Source organism: Dokdonia sp. (assembly GCF_039945015.1).
Taxonomy (GTDB): Bacteria; Bacteroidota; Bacteroidia; order Flavobacteriales; family Flavobacteriaceae; genus Dokdonia.
This window is the reverse complement of record NZ_JBDUXP010000018.1, coordinates 622,541-637,652: the sequence shown is the minus strand read 5'-3', so window position 1 is coordinate 637,652 and position 15,112 is coordinate 622,541. Positions and strand designations below refer to the sequence as shown.

General features: G+C 34.1%; 20 protein-coding genes. 7 read left to right on the top strand and 13 right to left on the bottom strand.

All coding sequences use genetic code 11. The features are described from left to right. Nucleotides 1-35 precede the first annotated feature (35 nt). On the top strand, nt 36-1,352 hold the full coding sequence (ahcY, locus tag ABJD27_RS14365) for an adenosylhomocysteinase (RefSeq protein ID WP_348168591.1): 1,317 nt from the start codon (nt 36-38) through the stop codon (nt 1,350-1,352). A gap of 102 nt (nt 1,353-1,454) precedes the next feature. Next, nucleotides 1,455-1,952 carry a DUF6252 family protein gene (locus ABJD27_RS14360; RefSeq protein WP_348168594.1) on the top strand — a complete coding sequence of 166 codons (498 nt, stop codon included), beginning with the start codon at nt 1,455-1,457 and terminating at the stop codon, nt 1,950-1,952. Between the two features lie 127 nt (nt 1,953-2,079). Here ABJD27_RS14360 and ABJD27_RS14355 read toward each other — a convergent pair whose 3' ends face one another. The 8 genes from ABJD27_RS14355 to ABJD27_RS14320 form a co-directional block, all read right to left on the bottom strand. Next, entirely contained in the window at nt 2,080-2,550 is a 471-nt protein-coding gene (locus ABJD27_RS14355) for an Lrp/AsnC ligand binding domain-containing protein (RefSeq protein WP_348168596.1), read from the bottom strand. Between the two features lie 31 nt (nt 2,551-2,581). Beyond that, a complete protein-coding gene (locus ABJD27_RS14350) occupies nt 2,582-4,123 on the bottom strand; it encodes an acyl-CoA carboxylase subunit beta (RefSeq protein ID WP_348168599.1) in 1,542 nt (513 codons plus the stop codon). A gap of 3 nt (nt 4,124-4,126) precedes the next feature. Continuing rightward, nucleotides 4,127-5,569, bottom strand: coding sequence for an acetyl-CoA carboxylase biotin carboxylase subunit (gene accC / locus ABJD27_RS14345; protein WP_348168857.1), 1,443 nt, complete (start codon nt 5,567-5,569; stop codon nt 4,127-4,129). A gap of 28 nt (nt 5,570-5,597) precedes the next feature. Next, entirely contained in the window at nt 5,598-6,089 is a 492-nt protein-coding gene (locus ABJD27_RS14340; RefSeq protein ID WP_348168601.1) for a biotin/lipoyl-containing protein, read from the bottom strand. 136 nt (nt 6,090-6,225) lie between these two features. Beyond that, a complete protein-coding gene (locus ABJD27_RS14335; RefSeq protein WP_348168604.1) occupies nt 6,226-6,513 on the bottom strand; it encodes a hypothetical protein in 288 nt (95 codons plus the stop codon). 85 nt (nt 6,514-6,598) lie between these two features. Then, the gene (locus tag ABJD27_RS14330) at nt 6,599-6,940 is read right to left on the bottom strand and encodes a cupin (RefSeq protein WP_348168607.1); all 342 of its coding nucleotides are present in this window, start codon (nt 6,938-6,940) and stop codon (nt 6,599-6,601) included. A 12-nt stretch (nt 6,941-6,952) separates the two neighbouring features. Next, nucleotides 6,953-7,318, bottom strand: a complete 366-nt coding sequence (locus ABJD27_RS14325) for a group III truncated hemoglobin (protein WP_348168610.1) — start codon at nt 7,316-7,318, stop codon at nt 6,953-6,955. 48 nt (nt 7,319-7,366) lie between these two features. Then, entirely contained in the window at nt 7,367-7,801 is a 435-nt protein-coding gene (locus tag ABJD27_RS14320) for an Rrf2 family transcriptional regulator (RefSeq protein WP_348168613.1), read from the bottom strand. Nucleotides 7,802-7,999: 198 nt separating this feature from the next. Between ABJD27_RS14320 and ABJD27_RS14315 the strand changes: the two genes are divergently transcribed. Both ABJD27_RS14315 and ABJD27_RS14310 read left to right on the top strand, forming a co-directional pair. Beyond that, on the top strand, nt 8,000-8,749 hold the full coding sequence (locus ABJD27_RS14315; RefSeq protein ID WP_348168616.1) for a hypothetical protein: 750 nt from the start codon (nt 8,000-8,002) through the stop codon (nt 8,747-8,749). 124 nt (nt 8,750-8,873) lie between these two features. Beyond that, complete coding sequence (locus ABJD27_RS14310) at nt 8,874-9,320, top strand: hypothetical protein (RefSeq protein ID WP_348168619.1); 447 nt, start codon at nt 8,874-8,876, stop codon at nt 9,318-9,320. Between the two features lie 51 nt (nt 9,321-9,371). On the opposite strand, the gene ABJD27_RS14305 is transcribed toward ABJD27_RS14310, so the two are convergent. The 4 genes from ABJD27_RS14305 to ABJD27_RS14290 all read right to left on the bottom strand — a co-directional run bounded on the left by ABJD27_RS14305 (nt 9,372) and on the right by ABJD27_RS14290 (nt 12,113). Continuing rightward, the gene (locus ABJD27_RS14305) at nt 9,372-10,013 is read right to left on the bottom strand and encodes a response regulator transcription factor (protein ID WP_348168622.1); all 642 of its coding nucleotides are present in this window, start codon (nt 10,011-10,013) and stop codon (nt 9,372-9,374) included. After that, on the bottom strand, nt 10,014-10,790 hold the full coding sequence (locus ABJD27_RS14300) for an ATP-binding protein (RefSeq protein WP_348168625.1): 777 nt from the start codon (nt 10,788-10,790) through the stop codon (nt 10,014-10,016). Next, nucleotides 10,769-11,083 carry a hypothetical protein gene (locus ABJD27_RS14295; RefSeq protein WP_348168628.1) on the bottom strand — a complete coding sequence of 105 codons (315 nt, stop codon included), beginning with the start codon at nt 11,081-11,083 and terminating at the stop codon, nt 10,769-10,771. The genes ABJD27_RS14300 and ABJD27_RS14295 overlap by 22 nt, the downstream gene beginning before the upstream one ends. Before the next feature lie 343 nt (nt 11,084-11,426). Then, nucleotides 11,427-12,113 (bottom strand): hypothetical protein, encoded by a 687-nt coding sequence (locus tag ABJD27_RS14290; protein ID WP_348168631.1) that lies wholly within the window; start codon nt 12,111-12,113, stop codon nt 11,427-11,429. Between the two features lie 252 nt (nt 12,114-12,365). Between ABJD27_RS14290 and ABJD27_RS14285 the strand changes: the two genes are divergently transcribed. Then, entirely contained in the window at nt 12,366-13,553 is a 1,188-nt protein-coding gene (locus tag ABJD27_RS14285) for a hypothetical protein (protein ID WP_348168634.1), read from the top strand. 65 nt (nt 13,554-13,618) lie between these two features. Here the strand turns inward: ABJD27_RS14285 and ssb are convergent, their stop codons facing one another. Next, nucleotides 13,619-13,951, bottom strand: coding sequence for a single-stranded DNA-binding protein (gene ssb / locus ABJD27_RS14280; protein ID WP_089369990.1), 333 nt, complete (start codon nt 13,949-13,951; stop codon nt 13,619-13,621). 352 nt (nt 13,952-14,303) lie between these two features. On the opposite strand from ssb, the gene ABJD27_RS14275 reads away from it, so the two are divergent. Further along, nucleotides 14,304-14,783: a sigma-70 family RNA polymerase sigma factor gene (locus ABJD27_RS14275; RefSeq protein ID WP_348168638.1), complete on the top strand. Its 480-nt coding sequence runs from the start codon at nt 14,304-14,306 to the stop codon at nt 14,781-14,783. Beyond that, nucleotides 14,780-15,106 (top strand): hypothetical protein, encoded by a 327-nt coding sequence (locus ABJD27_RS14270; protein ID WP_348168641.1) that lies wholly within the window; start codon nt 14,780-14,782, stop codon nt 15,104-15,106. The genes ABJD27_RS14275 and ABJD27_RS14270 overlap by 4 nt, the downstream gene beginning before the upstream one ends. The last annotated feature ends 6 nt before the right edge of the window (nt 15,107-15,112 follow it).

Here is a 15,112-nt window from a genome sequence, read left to right as displayed (position 1 = left end):
TTTGCACGCAATTTGCATAATCAAAGATACTAATAATGAGTACAAAAACAGCACCGTACGTACCGTACAAAGTAAAAGATATTTCATTGGCAGCTTGGGGTCGTAAAGAGATCGAACTTGCAGAAGCAGAAATGCCAGGATTAATGTCTCTTCGTGAAGAATATAAAAATGAGCAACCTCTTAAGGGAGCACGTATCGCTGGATGTCTTCATATGACGATTCAAACAGCCGTATTAATTGAAACATTACAAGCATTAGGCGCTGAGGTAACTTGGAGTTCTTGTAATATATTCTCTACACAAGATCAAGCAGCCGCAGCAATTGCAGATGCTGGAATCCCAGTATATGCTTGGAAAGGAATGAATGAAGAAGAATTTGATTGGTGTATCGAACAAACACTTTTCTTTGGAGAAGATCGCAAGCCATTAAATATGATTCTTGATGATGGAGGAGATTTAACAAACATGGTTCTTGACCGTTACCCAGAATTAGTAGGGGATATCAAAGGACTTTCTGAAGAAACAACTACTGGAGTACACCGTTTATACGAACGTATGAAAAACGGAACACTTCCTATGCCTGCAATTAATGTAAACGATTCTGTTACAAAATCAAAGTTTGATAATAAGTATGGATGTCGTGAGAGTGCAGTAGATGCAATACGTCGTGCTACAGATACAATGCTTGCTGGAAAGCGTGTTGTGGTTTGTGGATATGGAGATGTAGGAAAAGGAACAGCAGCTTCTTTTAAAGGAGCCGGTTCTATCGTAACTGTTACTGAGATTGATCCTATATGTGCTTTACAAGCAGCGATGGACGGTTTTGAAGTAAAGAGATTAGAAACTGTAGTAGGTAATGCAGATGTTGTTATTACTACCACTGGAAATAAAGACATTATCCAAGCACGTCATTTTGAAGCAATGCGTGATAAAGTAATCGTTTGTAACATAGGTCACTTTGATAATGAGATCGATATGGCTTGGTTAAACGGAACTCACGGAGCAACAAAAGATGAAATCAAACCACAGGTTGATAAATATACAATCGATGGAAAAGATATTATCGTTCTTGCAGAAGGTCGTCTAGTAAACTTAGGTTGTGCAACAGGACATCCTAGTTTTGTAATGAGTAATTCATTTACAAACCAAACACTAGCACAAATTGAGCTTTGGAAAAACAGTGCTAACTATAAGAACGAAGTATATATGCTTCCTAAGCATCTAGATGAGAAAGTAGCAGCATTACACCTTGCACGTCTAGGAGTAGAGTTAGAAACACTTCGTCCAGATCAAGCTGAGTATATTGGAGTTACTGTAGAAGGACCGTTTAAGCCTGAGTATTACAGATACTAGTTAAAATAAAATCACACAGATTTATATAATTTCGCTTTAGCGACATTAAAACCCACTTCATTGAAGTGGGTTTTTTAAACAAACATTTTTAAACAAACACACATGAAAAATATAATTTTAAAATTCAGTCTACTTCTTTTTATTACAAGTGTAGCCGTTTCTTGTAGTAGTGATGATGATGGACCAGCAGAGGCTGCTCAAGTAAAATTTAGAGCTTCTGTAGGAGGACAAAATTTACGAACAGATAATGTAAGTGGTACCCTTTCTAACAATGGTGCTAGATTATCTATTGTAGCTATAACAGATATTGGATCTATTACAATTAGTGTAGGTTCTACAGTAGCAGATGCGCCAGCAATCACAGATGAAACATATATAATAGATGACACCAATACTGCGGGAGTAATGTTGAGTTCTGGAGATGTTTTTTATACATCAAATGCTGATCTTGGTGGTGAAGTTATTATTTCAAGTATAGATCTTACTGAAAACACGGTCTTTGGTTCTTTTAATACAACCATAGTAAATACAATCGATGGGGAAGATACACTTACGGTGACAAATACGGCATTATTTAATGTGAATTTTACGGTGCAGTAAATAATCGTATTACAAGGTATTTTTATATTAAAAGCCCTCTTTTGGAGGGCTTTTTTGTGTTGTATGAGTACGCTTTCGCGAAAGCGTATACATCAAAATAAGAGATGTTTAATTTATTGTTTTAATACTAAATCTTAATCTGTCTATCAATTTGTTGATCTAATGAAATAAACGTTTCTGTCCTAGAAACCCCATCAATGGCTTGTATTTTTTTGTTAAGTAGATTCATAAGATCTTCATTATTCTTACATAAAATCTTGATAAGAATAGACCAATTTCCAGTGGTATAATGACATTCTATAACTTCAGGAATATCTTCCAGTTGTCGTACTGCTCGAGCATTATTTGCCGCTCTTTCTAGATACACGCCTATAAAAGCCATCGTGCGATATCCTAATACTTTAGGATCAATAATAAATTTTGATCCAGCGAGCAAGCCCGATTTTTCTAGTTTACGCAAGCGTTGGTGTATTGCAGCACCAGAAATACCCACTTTTCTGGCTATTTCAAGAATAGGTTTACGCGCATCTTGCATAAGTTGACGCAAAATGATTTTATCTATTCCGTCGATGATGAGTTCGTCGTTTTTAATTTTCAATTTAGGTGTGTTTTAGATTGATGATTTATAATTATAATGGAATATTCCCATGTTTCTTTTTTGGAAGCGTTGCTTCCTTATTTTCTAGCATGCTAAATGCTTTTATCAATTTACGTCTTGTATCTTCAGGAAGAATGACTTCATCTATAAAGCCACGTTGAGCCGCACGATATGGATTTGCAAACTTGGCTGCATATTCATTTTCTTTTTCTAGTAGTTTCTGTGCAGGGTCATCTGCCGCTTTGATTTCTTTTCTAAAGATAATCTCACTAGCACCTTTGGCGCCCATTACTGCAATTTCTGCACTTGGCCATGCGTAATTTAGATCGGCTCCGATGTGTTTAGAATTCATAACATCATAAGCGCCTCCATATGCTTTCCTAGTAATTACAGTAACTCTAGGTACTGTTGCTTCACTAAGAGCATAAAGTAATTTTGCTCCGTGTACAATGATTCCATTCCATTCTTGATCGGTACCAGGTAAAAATCCAGGAACATCTACAAGTACTAATAATGGAATATTAAAACAGTCACAAAAACGAGTAAAGCGAGCTGCTTTTTTAGAACTATTTACATCCAAGACTCCTGCGAGGAACATAGGTTGATTTGCTACAATACCAATACTACGTCCTCCTAATCTTGCAAAACCGACAATAATATTTTCTGCATAGTCTTTATGAACTTCATAAAAAGAATCGTCATCTATGATACCCGTGATAACCTCATGCATATCATAGGGCTTGTTTGCACTATCTGGAATAATAGTAGCAAGTTGTTCACGGACCTCATCTTGTAACGTAAAAGGTAATTTTTTTGGTGTTTCTGTATTATTTTGGGGTAAATAACTTAGTAAAGATTTAAGATCTTCCAGACATTGTGCATCATTTGCAGAGGTGATATGAGCCACTCCAGACTTAGCCGAATGTGTGCTAGCTCCTCCTAACTCTTCTGAGGTTACTTCTTCATTAGTAACTGTTTTTACTACGTTAGGTCCTGTAACAAACATGTAACTGGTATCCTCTACCATCATTGTAAAATCTGTCATTGCAGGAGAATATACAGCTCCACCAGCACAAGGTCCCATAATTGCTGAGATCTGAGGGATTACTCCAGAGGCTTGTACATTTCTATAAAAGATATCGGCATATCCCCCAAGAGAACGTACCCCTTCTTGTATCCGTGCACCTCCAGAGTCATTAAGCCCTATTAAGGGAGCACCGACTTTCATAGCAAGATCCATGATCTTGCATATTTTTTCTGCGTGTGTTTCTGAGAGTGCTCCTCCAAAAACCGTAAAATCTTGTGCAAAAAGATAAATTAATCGACCATTTACGGTACCATATCCAGTGACAACACCATCTCCATAATAGATCTCTTTTTCCATGCCAAAATCTGTAGTACGGTGTGTTACTAGAATTCCAATTTCTTCAAAAGAACCATCATCTAGTAAATAATGTACACGTTCTCTTGCTGTTAATTTTTTCTTTTGGTGTTGCTTCTCAATGCGATGCTTTCCTCCGCCTAAATGAGCGAGTTCAATTTTTTCGTTGAGTGTTTTTATTTTTGAATCCATAATTTATGTCGTTGGTAAGCGTAAGATGCGTTGTTCTTGTATGTGTTGCTTTACCGCAATAAGAGCAGCGATTCTTGCTTCTTCTTCAAATCGTTTTTTTAATGCTTCTGGGGAGTAATAGTTTTTTACAAAATGAGTATCAAAGTTTCCAGAACGGAACGCTTCATGCTCACAGACAAACTTACCAAAAGGCAATGTCGTTTGTACACCTTCAATTTTATAATCGTCTATTGCTTTAGAAAGCATCTCAATAGCTTCTTCTCGTGTCTTACCATACACGATAAGTTTTGATAACATAGGATCGTAATAAATAGGAATGTCCATGCCTTCTTCAAAACCATTATCTACGCGTATGCCATCACCTTCTGGAAGTGTGTAAGTAGATAAATGTCCAACACTTGGTAAGAAATCATTTAGAGGGTCTTCTGCATATACCCGTAATTCTAGGGCATGTCCTTGTATTTTTAAATCTTCTTGTAGGATAGGAAGTACCTCGCCTCGAGCGACACGTATTTGTAACTCAACCAGATCTACTCCTGTGATAAGTTCTGTAACAGGATGTTCTACCTGAAGGCGTGTATTCATTTCTAAAAAGTAGAAATTATGCTGATCATCTAGTAAAAACTCCACTGTTCCGGCACCGCGATAATTACACGCTTTTGCGACTTGTACAGCAGCATTTCCCATAGCTTCTCGTAATGCTGGAGTGAGTACGCTAGAAGGAGCTTCTTCTACTACTTTTTGATGGCGACGCTGGATACTACATTCTCTTTCAAAAAGATGAAGGACGGTACCATAGTTATCTGCCATGACTTGTATTTCTATATGTCTAGGAGATGATACGTACTTTTCTATAAATACAGATCCATCGCCAAATGCAGCCGTTGCTTCACTAATGGCTAGTTTCATTTGTGATGCTAGCTCGGCTTCTTCATTTACGACGCGCATTCCTTTCCCTCCACCTCCAGCAGAGGCTTTGATAAGAATAGGAAAGCCTATGTCGTTTGCAATAGCTTTTGCTTTGTCTACATCGGTTATGGCTTCATCTATTCCAGGAACCATTGGGATATCATATGCTTTTACAGCTTCTTTGGCTGCAAGTTTACTTCCCATGACTTCAATTGCCTTAGGTTCTGGTCCTATAAAAATGATATTGCTTTCTGTAACTGCTTTCGCGAAAGCGGCATTTTCACTTAAGAATCCATAACCAGGATGGATAGCATCAACGTTTAACTCTTTTGCAAAAGCGATGATTTTATCTCCTAATAAGTACGATTGATTAGAGGGGGCTTCTCCTACACAAACAGCTTCGTCTGCATAGCGTACATGGGGTGCATTACGATCTACTGTAGAGTAAATAGCAACGGTTTTAATGCCCATTCTTTTTGCTGTGGTCATCACTCTGATAGCGATTTCTCCACGGTTTGCAACTAGTATTTTTTTAATATCCATAAGGTAGTGTCTCTATCTATGACTAGTTTGTTTCTTCAAATTCTACTAAAAGTTGTCCTTTATCTACAGCATCGTCTTTTACAACGTGTACCGCTTTTATAGTACCATCCATGTGAGAGACAAAACTGTTCTCCATTTTCATAGCACTTAAGATGACAAGAGTGTCTCCTTCTTTTACTTCTTGGCCAGCAACTACCTGAACATCAAGAATGAGTCCCGGCATAGGAGCTGTCAAAGCATTAAGTTGTTTGGTTGTACCTATAGAAAAGCCCATGTCTTTAATGAGAAGGTCAATTTTATCTGCAATAGTAACATTATAGATGTTATTATTTATCTGGACTTGATAGGTTTTTTGAGCAAAATTAGAAGCGTCTATTTCTGCTTTAAAAGAAGTGTTATTATGAAGGATATGATATCCTGTAGTGGTCTGAACCGCATCTAATTGTGAGAGTTCTTCTTGAGAAATAGTAAACTCAAACTCTTGATTTACGGTGGCTTTATAATTATTATTCATCGTATCTAATTATGATGATATAAATATAAGTATCCCTATGGCAAATGGCTATTTTTTTATGTTTTTTTAGTATTTATAATTATTGTTTTTAAGAGACCTCTAAGACGTGTTTAGAGGTTGAACGTTTACGACTGCTTTAAATCATATTTGTGATAATAAAAAGGATGCTTGTAAACACACTTAGGACAAGTATATTAAATTGAATTTTCCCTTTTTGTTGTGCTAAAACAGCTCCATTAAATCCCATACAAAGGATTGTAACTAGAAAAAGCTCTATCATTTGGAGACCTCTTGAAATGTCGTTATTCATAAAAATAAGCATCACAGCAGCAGAGCCTATACAGCTTTGTCCAATAATACCTATAGTTGCATATCCTATAATTCCTGAATTGTATTCTTTTAGCAAGTTTTTATAAAGTTCCATGATTTGTGTATTTAATAAAGTGTTGTGGTGTTTTTTTGTTTTTGTGCCAGCTTGCCAATAGGCATAATAGCGTGTAATAGTCTTTTTAATTAGTGATGATATTTTGAACACGTTCTATCTTGTCTTTTATAGAGAGTGACAATCGTATAATACTATCTTCTGTAGCTGTAAGGTCATGAGGAACATGACCATCAAGAGCGATAAGACTTCCTGCTTCGAGTTGTTGCTTCGTACCGTGTACTCCAAAATCTATAGCGCCTTTAAAAACGTGAACAACAATAGGGAAAGGTGTTTTGTGTTCCTTCATGTGTTGCCCTTTTTTAAATACAATGCGTATTTCTTTGGAGGTCTCTGTTTCTAATAAAACCTGAATAGAAGGTTTCTTGTCATTGTAAACAAGATCTTGGGTGAGTGATGCAATTTTCATAATGTATCTTTTTTATATGTTGTTATTACTTAATTTATACATAAACATTTGAGCCATTTTTGAGGCACGCCATTTGGCTTCATCTGCTTTTTTTCCAGTAAAATTTTTATCCATAGAAGTATTAAAGTGAAAGAGCCACCGATCAAAATGGTGCTCTTCTATAGGAAGCGTACGATGCGGACTAAAAGGACTGCCTTTATAAGCAAACTCGTGTAAAAGAATGGTTTGCCAAAACCGATACATAGTATCTAGATGAGTAACCCAATTGTCTTTAATCACATCATTAAAAATGGGACCTAAAACAGTGTCTTCTCGTACAGATGTATAGAAGGTGTTAACCATAAGCTCAATGTCTTTTCTGTTTGTGATGTCTTTCATTTATATAAGATATTAATACCTTTTTATCCTTTATTATTATAATTTTTTTTATCGTTTTAATACCGTAAGCCCTAAGTTGAGGTCAACAGCTACATCTAGCAGATTTGATGATGCCAGTGTTTCATTTAACTGATCTCTAATACTTACAAAGTTATCATGCATAGGACAAGGTTCCTTCTCGTTACACTCATTGAGACCTAGTGCACAACCAATAAATAGAGAATTTCCATCTATGGCTCTTACCACTTGTTTTATTGTAATTTTAGGCAATTGTACTTTGTCTATTTCAAAACCTCCTTTGGGACCTTTTATAGAATTTATGATATGCTCTTTTGCAAGTAACTGTAAAATCTTGGCAGTAAAAGCCACTGGAGAATCTATCGCCGCAGCGATCTCTTTTAAACTCACACGCTCATCAAATTGTGATTTCTGAGCAATGAAAAGTGTTGCTTTAATACCGTATTTACAAGTTTTAGAAAACATTTGTTGTTATAAATAGAGTGCAAATATAAATATTTATTTTATTTCGGACAAATTTATCCGAAATAAAAACTATGTGCTATTCGTGATAGAATAAATAGTTACTATTTAAGAAAACCTTATCATGTTTTAACCTTTCCTTCAAGTTTTAGTTTTAAGATATGATCTATATTGATTCTTCTAACCAACCTAACGTTATCATTGTATAAATTACTCCTTCTTTTTTCTTTCATATTTGTATCACAATGTATCTATGGGCAAACCATCACAGGTACTGTATATGATGATAAAACGATTGTTCCAGGAGTTATAGTAAAAAATTTAAGAACCAAAATAACAACGATTGCAGATGATGAAGGACGGTTTATAGTAGATGCAAGAGCCCAGGATTCTATTTCTTTTTATGTGTTTACTCACTTAGAAAAAACGATTGTTTTAAAAGATGGAGTTGATTATAAAAATTTTGTAGTTGAGCTTACGCGAAAAGTGAATCAACTCGATGAGGTCATTATAAAAAAAGAAGCCAAGTTCGAATTTGAAAAAAAGGAATTTGCAGATACCTTTGAAAATCAAGTCAAAACTCATCAGGAATTATATCCAGAACAATATGAGTTTAATTCAAACCCTAATGCAAATCTTAATTTTGTAAATATTGGGAAACGCCTCTGGAAACTCATTACAAAAGAAAAGCGTAAAATACCTCCTTTTGTTCCTATAAAACTAGAAGAATACATCGGCCTTTTTAAAGAGGACAAAACTATTAATGATCGATTCTTGATAGAAACTGTAAAAATCCCTTTAGAATTCAAACCTCTGTTTATAGATTTCTGCATTTCAAAAAATGTAGATTCGGAGCTCCTAAAAGAGAAAAATAAATTTTTACTGATAGAAGAATTTATTAACCTCGGCAAGGAATTTTCAGAAATGTTGGAAACAGATGTGAATGATTAATACGCTTTCGCGAAAGCGTATAAAAAATGCAAATCCTTGTCATATAGTATCGTTGTTTTAGAGACTAATCAATAAAGTAAGTCTTTTGTAGTACTCGCTACCATTCAATCACAAAACAACAGTCATGAACAGTCAAAAAGTTAAAACCCCCCTTTTTATACTCCTATCTATCTTGGTATTATCTTGCCAATCTGATGTCATAGAAGAAGCTCCAGATGTAGTTGCAGTAGTAGATATAGAGTATGATTTAGGATGGCTTATTAATCATTATATGATTTACCCTAAAAGCGAAAGTGATGTCAATAGAGTTGGTATTGTAGATTTATCCTGGATAGTGACCAAAGAAGGAACTGTAAAAGATGTAGAGGCATTTGTAAGAACAACAAATGAACCTGCAGAGTCTGCTATAGCTCGCAGACGAATAAAAGATAAAGAAGAGCTAAAAATCAATCAACCTATTTTGGATAACCTTATTTATAGTGTAGCGTTGTTAAAGTTTACTCCAGCGTTAAAGGATGAAAAACCTGTGAGTTCTAGAATGACCACATCTATTGAGTTTGTTTTAATATAATTCTGTTTGTGAGTATAATTGTAACAGAGATGTACTCTCTAAGAGGATATACTATGCTGCATAGCCATTCTTTAACGCAAACACAGCAAGTCCAACCCTTGTTTTAAGTTCTAGTTTTTCAAATAGACTATCCCGATAATTTTCAATAGTTCTTGGGCTACAAAACATTTTTTCAGAGATTTCCTTATAGGTCATTTCAGTCACAGTATACTTTAGAAATTCTTTTTCGCGATCAGATAAATTTAATTTTGAACATGCATCAATAGTATCTTCACGAATGCTTGTAAATACTTTACTCGCAGCCCATTCTGGAAAAAACTGGCCATTTTTCACAAGACCATTTAATGCATTTTCTAATTCCAAAGGATGCACATTTTTAAGCATGTATCCTTTAGATCCATTCTTGATCATTTTAATGAGACTCTGTTCATCTTCCTGCATACTCAATGTCATAATTAAAACATCTGGATGCATGTCTCTTATCCATTTTGCAGTTTCAAAGCCATCCATGATAGGCATACTGATGTCTAATAATACTACATCAGGGACTTTTTTTGTTTTTAACTTTTCTTGAAAGTCTAACCCATTTTCACAGGTGTATAATACTTCAAACTGCAAGAAATTGGATATAATACTACGCAAGGCTTGCGCAATTAAGATATGATCATCTATGATAACAATGGTGTGTTTCATTTACACTGGAATTTGTATGGTTACAATTGTTCCCAATTGAGGTTGACTTTCTATGGTGTATTTTCCACCAATGAGTTCGGTTCTTTTTTCTATATTTTTAAGACCTATTCCGTTAGATCTTGATTTTTTAATATCAAAACCTTTACCGTCATCTTGTAATGATAATACGATACTTGATGAGTCTTTACTTAGCGATACCACAATGTTTTTACATTGAGAATGTTTAATACTGTTTTGTAAAAACTCTTGTGTAATTCTAAACAAGATGCTTTTAATTTGATAGGATTTAATATCAAACCGAGTATCGTTTATAAACGTAACATTACATTTCTTTAAGTTGTTTATCTTTTCACACTCCTTCTCAATCAATACTGAAAGGGTAGAGGTTTCAATCGTATTATCTGTAAGGGATTTGGAGAGTTCACGCAACTCTGTTAAGGATTGATTGATAATGTCTCCTATATTTTCAATGTTTTTATTAATCTGAGGCGCCTTGTTTTCAAAAGCCAATTGTTGGGTATACAAACTAGCAAGCGTTAATTTTTGTCCAATGTTATCATGAATCTCTCTCCCAATATGTTTCATCGTTTGTGTTTGAATCTCCATTTCAGTTTCTAAAAGATCTTTTTTATGGATTTCATCTATATTTTGAATTTCAGACAGATGTGCCTTTTTTTTAATGCGATATTGTCGTACAAAAATGATGATCGCACTAACAAACGCAATAAAAATAATTTGAAATAATATTATAGATATTATGATTCCTTCTTCCCCCATATAAATGATGCTGCAAATAATAAATACATAATATAACTAGCTATATAAAAATAGGCATTATAAATATCCCAGATTTGAGGATACTTATAATATAGTAGTTTGCCATAGACATTATAAGGATAGGAACCTATATGACATAGCACTACTGCAGTGTTTATATAAAACATTTTATTTTCCCAAAACTTTAGAATATCATCATTTTTAATTTGCTTTATAAACTCACAAACGATCAATACAGTAAGTATAATAGTACCTACATTAGAACTTTTGGAATACACTTCATTTAGTCCCATGGTAAGACCTATAGTTAACAGAGTAATAAAATAAGTGAAAGAACAAAATATAAATAATTTTATATTATTAAGCGATTTAACAGCATATAGCCAGTATAGAAATATATATTGTATTGGAACTCCAAAAAAGATATAGTATGTTTGACTAGAGATAAAGTACTCTGAAGTATTCTCTAACCAAAAATATTCTTGGATAAAAATAATTATCAAAAATATAGAGAACCATTTCCAATAACTAGTTCTTAGTCTTGAAAGGTAAATAATACCAATTAGGGCAGAAAAAGATTCTACCCCAACCAGAATGCTGCGTAATATAGATTGATATTCTTCCATGTATAACAACTTAAAATGCTGCTCCAGTATCAGGGTAAGGTGGAAATAAATTTCCGTGATTTTGAGCCACTTTATTTTGAGTATTACTTACGGTAATTGACATGACTGGTTTTAATGCTTCTGGACTAGTGTCTTTAGAATTAGTACCCGTTAAATCTTCAGGTTTTTGATACTTAGGTAAACCATCTTCATATGTGTCAAATTCAAATGGATTAAAATCTACAATTTCGTTTTTATCATTTTCCCTAATTGGAATCATAACCATGGTGAGTTTTTTTGCATATTGTTGCGTTGTTGTGTTATTCATAAGATCATTTAAATCTGTGTATTGTGACATGTCTTGAGGATAAGCGGCATAATAAATCCGTAGCCCTAATTTTTCATTCTTAAAATCTTTGGAATTGGCTTCGACTCCCTTTTTTATATGGAAAAGAAACTTGTCAATTGTCTCTAGATCAAAAGTAAGAGAGTTTGTCTCACTATGTCCCATGGAAGCATTCATTGCATTTAATTGGTTGTTTTTATAGGTAGAAACCATATCTCCAATTAACCCTGTCTCTAATGTACTTGGATTATATTGACTATAATCTACACATAGGTCTTCGCCAATTTGATTTTGGATATTCAAGATAACAGATATTGATAAGCCTACGAGTAAGATGGCAATAATACTCTTTAATGTTCTTGTTGAATTCATAATATTTAGTTTAGTTGATTAAAGTTGTTTTTTATTGATAACAAAGTAACAACTAGCTATTTATAGTTTCTGAAGTTACGAAACCTAAAATTGTAGGGTTAAATCACCTAATTAAATTCCGCCGATCATACTTTCAATTTCACGTTGAGGCACCATTCATTGATAATGAATATGTTATGAGATTTGTATTGTAAAAACTGGGAAAGCTGAAAACTGTAGAATAGAGTAGGCGAAATTTAAATTTTAGAACATATGAAAACTAACAAAAAAATTAAGAAGCCATCAACACGATGTACAGAGCCTCTACCATTTTATTCAACTATTTGGTGCGATGATCATACAGATGTTTGGATAGGAAACTGTAAAAAACTAAATACGGAAAAACCTATAAAACAACAAAATCATCCTGAACCTGAATCATTTGAAGCAGTAGGAAAATGCTGTGATTATATCTATTTTGTGTGCTGGAGTAATGATAGAGGGGCAAACGGATTTCTTGCAGACTTGACTTATGGATCTAATAAAGTATTAACTGGAGATAATGCAAACTGGGAAGTATTTGCGACTGGAATCGATTTTGATAATTCATCTGGAAGACCAAATAAAAAACTAGTTGAAAGCCAGATTAAGATAGCTAATTGTGAAAACTGGACCAAACCATTTGTTGGAAATACAAATGGTAAAGAAAAAAACTTGCCACGTATACCACAAATAAATAGTAATGCTAGGTATATCTGGTTTGATTCAAGATTAGATACTTCTGCATCCTCCTCCATAAGAGTTCCATTTAAGGGGTTTAATCACAATGAGTTTTTAATATTCAGACTTCCATTGAGGGATTTATTTGGAGATATATGCCATGATTGTCCTTGTTCCAAATGTGATTGTGATTGTAATGATTGTGATGGTTGTAATAAGCAGGCAGATGAACAAAATGTAACACTTAGATATAGAGCGTTAGATAAAGAGTTTACCGAACCTTCAACAACAAATAAAAATTGTGGAAAATTACCAAGTGATGGTAACTGCGACTTTCAAATAGCAAATCCAAATATAAAAGATTTGAGTCCTTGTTTCTATTTTGAATGGGGAGACGGTGCTTCAGATTCTATTGAAGAACATGATACAGAGGTCGTTTATATAACTGTATGTAATCCATTTAATGATATTAGGTATAAAGGATTGAAGATTACCAAACTGAGTATTACACCTAATCAAGGTGATCAAATTAAGATTGTGCCAGATAGCTTTATCTGTATAGATTGCCTAGAACCGTGTAGTTGTGTCTCTCGAGAATTCACAATGATTACTCGAAACTGTAAAGATCTTTCTGGAGAATTTATGTTGGAAGTAGATTATTGTTTTGAAAGCATGGAACTCATCACTACTGCTGAAAAGCATGGTAAGGCTCGTTTCAAATTTAATGTCACAACCGATTAATGAGATCTAAGCTATTTCAAACAAAACAGAGACGATCTAACAAGATCGCCTCTGTTTATTTAATATCATTTACTCCCCAACAGCAACAATTCATTACAAACCACTTCTGTTACATATCGCTTTATCCCTTCTGTATCCTCATAACTACGAGAGGTTAATTTCCCTTCTATAGCAATTTCTTTTCCTTTGGTTACATACTGCTCAATAATATCAGCTGTTTTATTCCAAGCTACGACGTTGTGCCATTGCGTATCAGTTACTTTTTCGCCTTGAGCGTTTTTATACGTTTCATTAGTTGCGATGGAGAATTTTGCTAATTTCTTTCCAGAATCTAATGTGATGATTTCTGGATCATTTCCTAAATTTCCAATTAACTGTACTTTGTTTCTTAAGTTCATAATGTGTGTGTTTTCTTCTTGAGGTAAGCCCAAGAAATTTGTTATGTGTCTACATCTTCAGACTCGTCCTGAAGAGCTCATTGTTCGTATCAAATACTATTGTTGATATTGAACACTGCAAACATATAACGAGAGGCAACTATGATTCGGTAAATAAATACTTACTTTCGTTTACAAACGTTTGTAGTCGTTTGTAATTGAATATATAACTGATAAACAATGTTTTGTAAAACAAATAATCATATGGGAAATTAATTTTTTTACCCATTTACTTCTCAGTACCATAGTTTATTTAAAAAAAAGTACATTTCATGTCATATAGAAAGTCTATTCTCTAGACTAATAAACAACGATGGATAAAAGTAGGTTAACAGAGTTATTACAAACGCACCATACTGATGCCTTTTTATGGGCAAGCCATTGTTGTCATCACAATCAAGAAGACGGACAGGAAGTATTGCAACTCACCTACATAAAAGTATTAGAGAAGAAAGCAAAATTTAATGAGCAATCTGCTTTTAAGACGTGGCTGTTTTCGGTCATTCGATATACAGCCATAGATTATTTAAAGAAGAAAAAACCATTTGAGGGATTAGAAAATCTTAAGATAGGAGTCGAAGACGCTCCTTTTGAGATCTCAACAATTAATTATAAAAAGCTCTTAGAAAGATTGCCAGAAAGACAACATCAAGTATTGTTACTTGCTTTTTATCATGAGATGACTTTAGCTCAAATAGCGATAGTAACTAATTTACATATTGGAACCGTACGTACCCATTATGAACGAGGAAAAGAAGCGATGCGAACCTTAATTTTAAAAGAGAAAGTATGAATACAGAAGACGATGATATCAAAGCCTTTTTTGCCGATATGCGCAAAGAAGATACACAACATACGATTCCTAAGTTTGAAGACCTACTTCCTAAAAAAAGGACATCAAAAATACGCTATATCATTCCTATAGGAATTGCAGCTTCCTTGATTGTAGGTTTTGGAGTATGGACAGATACTACAGAAACAAGAACCATTCCTGACGATACACTCTTTATTTCTTTAGAAGAAGAGACGGGAACAGAAACATTACTCTCTGATGATCTTTCTGTCTTCTCTTGGGAATCCCCAACAGCATCATTAATAAACGATTTTAACGATTAATATTTT

Bases quoted from the DNA above. Each gene is read 5' to 3' on its own strand.
- ahcY (WP_348168591.1), top strand. From the start codon at position 36: ATGAGTACAAAAACAGCACCGTACGTACCGTACAAAGTAAAAGATATT.
- ABJD27_RS14360 (WP_348168594.1), top strand. From the start codon at position 1,455: ATGAAAAATATAATTTTAAAATTCAGTCTACTTCTTTTTATTACAAGT.
- ABJD27_RS14350 (WP_348168599.1), bottom strand. From the start codon at position 4,123: ATGGATTCAAAAATAAAAACACTCAACGAAAAAATTGAACTCGCTCAT.
- ABJD27_RS14340 (WP_348168601.1), bottom strand. From the start codon at position 6,089: ATGAATAATAATTATAAAGCCACCGTAAATCAAGAGTTTGAGTTTACT.
- ABJD27_RS14335 (WP_348168604.1), bottom strand. From the start codon at position 6,513: ATGGAACTTTATAAAAACTTGCTAAAAGAATACAATTCAGGAATTATA.
- ABJD27_RS14330 (WP_348168607.1), bottom strand. From the start codon at position 6,940: ATGAAAATTGCATCACTCACCCAAGATCTTGTTTACAATGACAAGAAA.
- ABJD27_RS14325 (WP_348168610.1), bottom strand. From the start codon at position 7,318: ATGAAAGACATCACAAACAGAAAAGACATTGAGCTTATGGTTAACACC.
- ABJD27_RS14320 (WP_348168613.1), bottom strand. From the start codon at position 7,801: ATGTTTTCTAAAACTTGTAAATACGGTATTAAAGCAACACTTTTCATT.
- ABJD27_RS14310 (WP_348168619.1), top strand. From the start codon at position 8,874: ATGAACAGTCAAAAAGTTAAAACCCCCCTTTTTATACTCCTATCTATC.
- ABJD27_RS14305 (WP_348168622.1), bottom strand. From the start codon at position 10,013: ATGAAACACACCATTGTTATCATAGATGATCATATCTTAATTGCGCAA.
- ABJD27_RS14300 (WP_348168625.1), bottom strand. From the start codon at position 10,790: ATGGGGGAAGAAGGAATCATAATATCTATAATATTATTTCAAATTATT.
- ABJD27_RS14295 (WP_348168628.1), bottom strand. From the start codon at position 11,083: ATGGGACTAAATGAAGTGTATTCCAAAAGTTCTAATGTAGGTACTATT.
- ABJD27_RS14290 (WP_348168631.1), bottom strand. From the start codon at position 12,113: ATGAATTCAACAAGAACATTAAAGAGTATTATTGCCATCTTACTCGTA.
- ABJD27_RS14285 (WP_348168634.1), top strand. From the start codon at position 12,366: ATGAAAACTAACAAAAAAATTAAGAAGCCATCAACACGATGTACAGAG.
- ssb (WP_089369990.1), bottom strand. From the start codon at position 13,951: ATGAACTTAAGAAACAAAGTACAGTTAATTGGAAATTTAGGAAATGAT.
- ABJD27_RS14275 (WP_348168638.1), top strand. From the start codon at position 14,304: ATGGATAAAAGTAGGTTAACAGAGTTATTACAAACGCACCATACTGAT.
- ABJD27_RS14270 (WP_348168641.1), top strand. From the start codon at position 14,780: ATGAATACAGAAGACGATGATATCAAAGCCTTTTTTGCCGATATGCGC.